6 protein-coding genes and 1 pseudogene are annotated in these 5,562 nt (G+C 68.7%); 6 read left to right on the forward strand and 1 reads right to left on the reverse strand.

The annotated features are described in order from the left end of the window. On the reverse strand, window positions 1-475 hold a 475-nt coding region (locus tag ACFU99_RS31260; protein ID WP_384398422.1), incomplete at its 3' end, for an ATP-dependent metallopeptidase FtsH/Yme1/Tma family protein. Between the two features lie 140 nt (window positions 476-615). Between ACFU99_RS31260 and yhfZ the strand changes: the two genes are divergently transcribed. From yhfZ to ACFU99_RS31290, 6 genes and pseudogenes are all read left to right on the forward strand, one after another. Beyond that, window positions 616-1,554, forward strand: a complete 939-nt coding sequence (gene yhfZ / locus ACFU99_RS31265; RefSeq protein WP_384398424.1) for a GntR family transcriptional regulator YhfZ — start codon at window positions 616-618, stop codon at window positions 1,552-1,554. A gap of 45 nt (window positions 1,555-1,599) precedes the next feature. After that, on the forward strand, window positions 1,600-2,979 hold the full coding sequence (locus ACFU99_RS31270) for a YhfT family protein (protein WP_384398426.1): 1,380 nt from the start codon (window positions 1,600-1,602) through the stop codon (window positions 2,977-2,979). A gap of 95 nt (window positions 2,980-3,074) precedes the next feature. Further along, window positions 3,075-3,452, forward strand: a complete 378-nt coding sequence (locus ACFU99_RS31275; RefSeq protein ID WP_384398428.1) for a PRD domain-containing protein — start codon at window positions 3,075-3,077, stop codon at window positions 3,450-3,452. A gap of 39 nt (window positions 3,453-3,491) precedes the next feature. After that, entirely contained in the window at window positions 3,492-3,848 is a 357-nt protein-coding gene (locus ACFU99_RS31280; RefSeq protein WP_384398430.1) for a DUF2620 domain-containing protein, read from the forward strand. A 65-nt stretch (window positions 3,849-3,913) separates the two neighbouring features. Further along, window positions 3,914-5,275 (forward strand): YhfT family protein, encoded by a 1,362-nt coding sequence (locus tag ACFU99_RS31285; RefSeq protein WP_384398432.1) that lies wholly within the window; start codon window positions 3,914-3,916, stop codon window positions 5,273-5,275. A 34-nt stretch (window positions 5,276-5,309) separates the two neighbouring features. Beyond that, window positions 5,310-5,562, forward strand: a pseudogene (locus ACFU99_RS31290) (phosphotriesterase); the annotation flags it as partial.

Raw genomic sequence — 5,562 nt, forward strand, 5'->3', positions numbered from 1 at the left:
AGAGCACCACGAGCAGCAGCATGGGCGCGAGGGAGATCAGCAGGTTGTAGAGGAAGCTGCGTTCCTTGACGACGGGCTCGGCGGTGACGGTGACCTTGTTCTTGGCGAGGGTCTCCCAGAGCTTGTCGTTGGCGAAGGCCGGGCGCTGGGTCTCGAACTGCGTGTAGTCGCCCTTCCCGTCGGGCACGGGCTTCTTCGCCTTGAGCTCGCCCTGGATCGACTCGCCTTTGGAGTAGAGCTTGGAGATGTTGTCGGCGTTGAGCTGGTTGCTGAACTCCGTGTACGAGATCGACTTGGTGTCGTTCCCGCCGAAGAAGGAGAGCAGGACGTCCGTGATCAGGAAGACGGCGACGGCGGTGAGGACCAGCCGGCCCCAGCCGCCGGGCATCTTGCGCTTCGGCGACGGGGCGGGCGGGGTGCCCTCCGCCCGCCAGGGCTGATCGGGGTTGCCTCGCGGGGGTACGGGGTTGGTCACTCCTGCTCTCCTTTTTCCAGAGCCCTGCCGCCGGACCCTGCCGCCGCGACCGTACTGGAGAAATCACACTAATCGGAGCATTGGCAAGTGAGTCTTGGGACCTCTTGTCAATATCCAGAATCCTGGTTACTGTCGTATGCGTGAACGGCATCGATGAGCGGTTCCTGACCCGCAACGGACTGGCTGCCCGGCAGCTCGCGGCCCTGCTGCTCAACCACGAGCAGGACACCCGGCTGCCCCGCGTCCGCGACTTCGCCGCGCAGCTCGGCGTCGGCAACGGCACCATTCAGGCGGCGCTACAGATGCTGGAGAAGGCGGGCGCGATCGAGACGGTCGCCCGCGGGCATCTCGGCACCTTCCTGGTACGGGCCGACCGGACAATACTGTGGCGGCTGGCCGGCCTCGGCACCCTGCTCGCGGCGATGCCGCTGCCCTACTCCCGGCGCTACGAGGGCCTGGCCACGGGACTGCGGGACGCCTTCGAAGAGGCCGGCGCGCCCTTCGCGATCACCTTTATGCGCGGCGCGAGCGCCCGCGCCGCAGCCCTGCTGGAGGACAAGGTCGACCTCGTCGTCCTCTCCCGCTTCGCCGCCGACCGGCTCATCGAGGAACACCCGCTGGAGCTGGTCGCGGACCTCGGCCCCGCCACCTACGTCGGCGCGCACGGCATGCTGCTGCGCCACGGCACCTCGCTGGAGCAGCGGCTGCGCGTCGCGATCGACCACTCCTCCGAGGACCAGCGGATGCTCACGGAGCGCGCCTTCGCCGGCCGCACGGACATCGAGTGGGTCGAGACCTCGTACATGCAGCTGGGCGACCTCTTCGCGAGCGACCAGCTGGACGCCACCGTGTGGAACCTCGACGAGGTGCCGCACGGCCAGCTCGGCGCCTCGGTGGACATATTGCCGCTGGGCGACGAGATCACCCGGGATCTGTCGCTGCGCAACTCCAGCGCCGCCATCATCGGCCGCGCGGCGGGGGCGGCGGCGCTGACCGCCGTGCGCGAGGCCCTCGATCTGTCGGTCATCACCACATCGCAGAGCGAGGTGCTGCGCGGTGAGCGCATTCCCTCCTACTGACCATCCGCACTGCTTGACCATCCGTACGGCTGAAAGCAGACCCACATGCAAGACCAAGGGCCGGGGGCGGTGGCACTCGCCGCCAGTGGGCACCACTCACTGAACCTCTCCCCCACGCAGATCGTTCTGACCGTCGTCATCTGCGCGCTGTCGGCGCTGCTGGTGAACATGGCGGTGGCCGTCTTCCACGACGGTGTACGGCCGTTCATGCTCGACTACCGCCACGGGCGGATGAAGCGGCGCGAGATCGCGACCATCGCCTTCAGCCTGTCCTCCGGCTTCATCTTCGGGCTCGGCGCGCCGATGGCCTTCTCGACGGGGGTCCTCAACCCGTGGCTGCTCTTCCTGCCGACCGACATCCTCGGCCTGCTCGCGCCGCGGCGGTGGCTCGCCCCGGTGCTGGGCGCGGCCTGGGCGCTGCTGGTGATATTCGGCCTCGCGGGCGCCACCGACGCGGCGCAGGCGCTGCCGGTGGACTTCCTCACCGCGATGCAGGCGCTGTCCGACCCGGTGATGTATCTGTTCGCCTTCTTCCCGGCCGTGGCCATCGCCTATCAGTTCGGCAAGGCGCGCGGCGGGATCGCCTTCGCGGTCGAGGGCCTGATCATGCTGGCCACGGCGTACTTCTGGAAGAGCCTCTTCCCGGGGGCGCTGGCGATGGCCGCGGGCATGGCACTGCTGGTCGCCTTCGCGGTGCGGCGCGACGTCGTGAACCGGCGTACGGCGCGGGCGGAGGCCGCGGCGAGGGGCGAGGAGCTGCCCGTGGTCGACACGTCGGCCGCCGACTCGCTCTTCGGTGAGAACGCGAAGCGGCTGCGCAAGTACCTTCCGTGGCTGCTGCTGCTCGGCGGGCTGACGGGCGCGCTCTGTGCGACCGGGGTGTTCGCGGGCGGCGAGGCGACGAGTTACATCGTGCAGAAGGGGGACATGGGCAATGCGGCGCAGATCGACTTCTACCGCACCTTCGGCTTCATCCCGCTGATCGGCCTGACCTCGCTGGCCTCCGGCGTCTACGCCACCAACGGCATGAATTTCGTGTACGCGGCCGGGTATATCGCGGCCCCGAACCTGCTGGTGGGCGGCGTGGCCGGCGTGGTGGTCTTCGGCGTGGAGGTGCTGGCGCTCTCCCAGCTCGGCCGGCTCTTCGCGAAGGTGCCGTCCATGCAGGATGCCTCCGACCATATCCGCAACGCCATCAACCAGGTCCTGGAGATCGCGGTGCTGTTCGGCTCGATCCTGGCCGGGATGCATATGGGCGGCGGGGTCGGAGTGGCACTGGTCGGCGGGCTCTATGTGCTGAACGAGGCCATGGGGCGGCCGGTGATGCGGCTGGCGGCGGCGCCCTGCGCCGTGATCCTGGTCGGCGTCGCGCTGAACCTCGCGAGCTGGGCGCACCTGTTCACCCCGATCAAGATCGCCGGCTGACCGTGTCCACCCCACCCGAACGCCCAAATCGGGACTTAAGTCACTGACGAAAATCCAAAATCCTGGTTACTGTCGAATTTGTGGAAAGGATGACCATGGATGACAAGCTCGCCCTCCGCATCCAGCTCTTCCGCGAGAGCGGTCAAGTACGGCCCGAGGTGGCCGACTTCGTGACCAGTGAGCTGCAAGCGCTCGCCTCCGAGGGCCGCAGCGTCACCGAGGACACCGCCGGGATGCTCACCAGCCATCTGATGATGGCCCTCACCCGGCTGCTGAACGGGGAGCCGATCGAGCAGTTCCTCACCGACGACCAGGTCGCCGCCGAACTGGCCGGGCACCCCGACGCCGTCGACCGGGCCCACGCCATCTCCGCCCGCGCCAAGCGGGTGCTGGGCGCCCCGCTCCCGGAGTCCGAGATCAATTTCCTCGGCATGCACCTCGCGGTGCTCGCCCAGCACTCCACCGCTTCCTGAACCGCTCCACCCCACCCCAGCAGAGAGAAGGCACCAGTCATGACGAAGATCCTCACCGGCGGCGTCGGCAAGGTCGAGGTCGCGGAGACCGTCAAGAAGCTCGCCCTCGACGGCGTGGAGATCACCGTCTCCAGCGACATGGACGCCGCGATGAAGCTCCGCGCCGGCCAGGCCGACTACTTCCTCGGCACTTGCCACACCGGCGCCGGCGCCTCGCTCGGCGTCCTCGTCGGCCTCATGGGCAAGGACGCCTGCCACACCTTCGGCCGCTCCGTCCCCACCGAGGACGACGTCAACGCCCTGCTCGCCGAGGGCAAGAAGGTCTTCGGCTTCGCCATCGACCAGATCGATCTGGTGGCCCCCGTCATGGCCCGCGCCATCGCGGCCCGCGGCTGACCCAAGGACACCGGGACGCCGGGAGCACGACCCTGCCGGAACACCGGGGCACAAAGGAGTGACCTGTGAGTACGACCCTCGCCGCCGCGAGCCACAGCCTCAGCTTTACGCTGCCGCAAGAGCTGACCGTCATCGTCCTGTGCGCGCTGACAGCGTTCATCTCGCACATGGCGCTAGCCGTCTTCAACGACGGCGCCCGCCCCTTCATGCTGGACTTCATCCAGGGGCGGTCGACGCGCAGCGCCATGACAGCGGTGTCGTTCGGGCTGTCCGCGGGCTTCATCTTCGGCCTCGGTGCGCCGATGGCGCTGTCCACCGGTGTGCTGAACCCCTGGCTGGTCTTCCTGCCCACCGACATCCTCGGCATCCTGTCGCCGAAGAAGTGGCTCGCCCCGATCCTCGGCGGCGCCTGGGGCGCGGTCATCGTCTTCGGTCTGAACGGCGCCAACAACGTCGCCCATGACCTGCCCGTCGACTTCATCACCGCCATGCAGCAGATGTCGACGCCGATCCTCTTCCTGTTCGCGCTCTTCCCGGTCCTCGCCATCACCAAGCAGTTCGGCAAGGTGCGCGGCGGCATCGCGGGCGTGGTGGAGCTGGCGCTCGTCGTCATGACGATGAAGCTCTGGCCCAACATGTTCGCGGGCGCCCTGGCCATGGCCGTCGGCGTGCTGATGCTGATCGGCTTCGCGATCGACAAGGACATGCGGCAGCGCAAGGCGGACCGCGCCGCCGAGGCCGCGGCGGGCTCGCCCCCGGACCCCGGGGCCGGCGAGGCGGCCGACGATCCGATGGCCTCGCTGTTCAGCGCGAGCGCGACCCGGCTGCGCAAGTATCTGCCGCTGTTCATGGTGCTCGGCGCGGGCGTCTGTCTGCTGGCGCAGATGCATATCTTCGGCGGCGGCGAGGCCACCAGCTTCCTGATCGCCAAGGGCGACTACAGCGGCGCCGCCCAGGTCGACTTCTACCGGGTCTTCGGCTTCATCCCGCTGATCGCCACCACCGCGCTCGCCTCCGGCGCGTACGGCATCGCCGGCTTCACCCTCGTCTACCCGATCGGCTACCTGCTCCCGAACCCCTGGCTCGCGGTGATCGTCGGCGCGCTCGTCTTCGCCTGCGAGGTGCTGGCCCTCTCCTGGATCGGCAAGGTGCTGGGCAAGCTGCCGTCGGTCCGCGACTCCTCCGAGCACCTGCGCAGCGCGATCTCCGAGACCCTGGGGCTCGCGATCCTCTTCGGCTCCCTGATGGCGGCCAACGCCATGGGCGGCGGCCTCGGCATCCTCATAGTCGGCGGGCTCTACATGCTCAACGAGGCGATGGGCCGGGTCGTGGTCCGGATGGCGGCGGCCCCCGCCGCGGTCATCGTCGGCGGCATCATCCTCAACCTCCTGTACTGGCTGAACCTGTTCACCCCCGTCAAGGGATGACGACAGGGCCCCTCGCCAGGAAGGCACAGTTCCCATGAACCACCTCCAGACCGTCACCGGCCCCCTTGCCCCCACCGACATCCAAGGCCCCGTCCTCACCCACGAACACCTCGTCATCGACCTCAGCCGCGACTCCGACCGTGCGGCCGTGCTCAGCCCGGCCGAGCACGGCGGTCCGGTGACCGCGGAACTCGCCGCGCTGCGCGAGGAGTTCGCGCTGTCGCTCGTCATCGAGCAGACCTGCCGGGGCATGGGCCGCGACGCCGACGCCCTGGCCCGTATCTCCG

The organism is Streptomyces sp. NPDC057654, from assembly GCF_042800135.1.
GTDB lineage: Bacteria > Actinomycetota > Actinomycetes > Streptomycetales > Streptomycetaceae > Streptomyces.

Bases quoted from the DNA above. Each gene is read 5' to 3' on its own strand.
- ACFU99_RS31270 (WP_384398426.1), top strand. From the start codon at position 1,600: ATGCAAGACCAAGGGCCGGGGGCGGTGGCACTCGCCGCCAGTGGGCAC.
- ACFU99_RS31275 (WP_384398428.1), top strand. From the start codon at position 3,075: ATGGATGACAAGCTCGCCCTCCGCATCCAGCTCTTCCGCGAGAGCGGT.
- ACFU99_RS31280 (WP_384398430.1), top strand. From the start codon at position 3,492: ATGACGAAGATCCTCACCGGCGGCGTCGGCAAGGTCGAGGTCGCGGAG.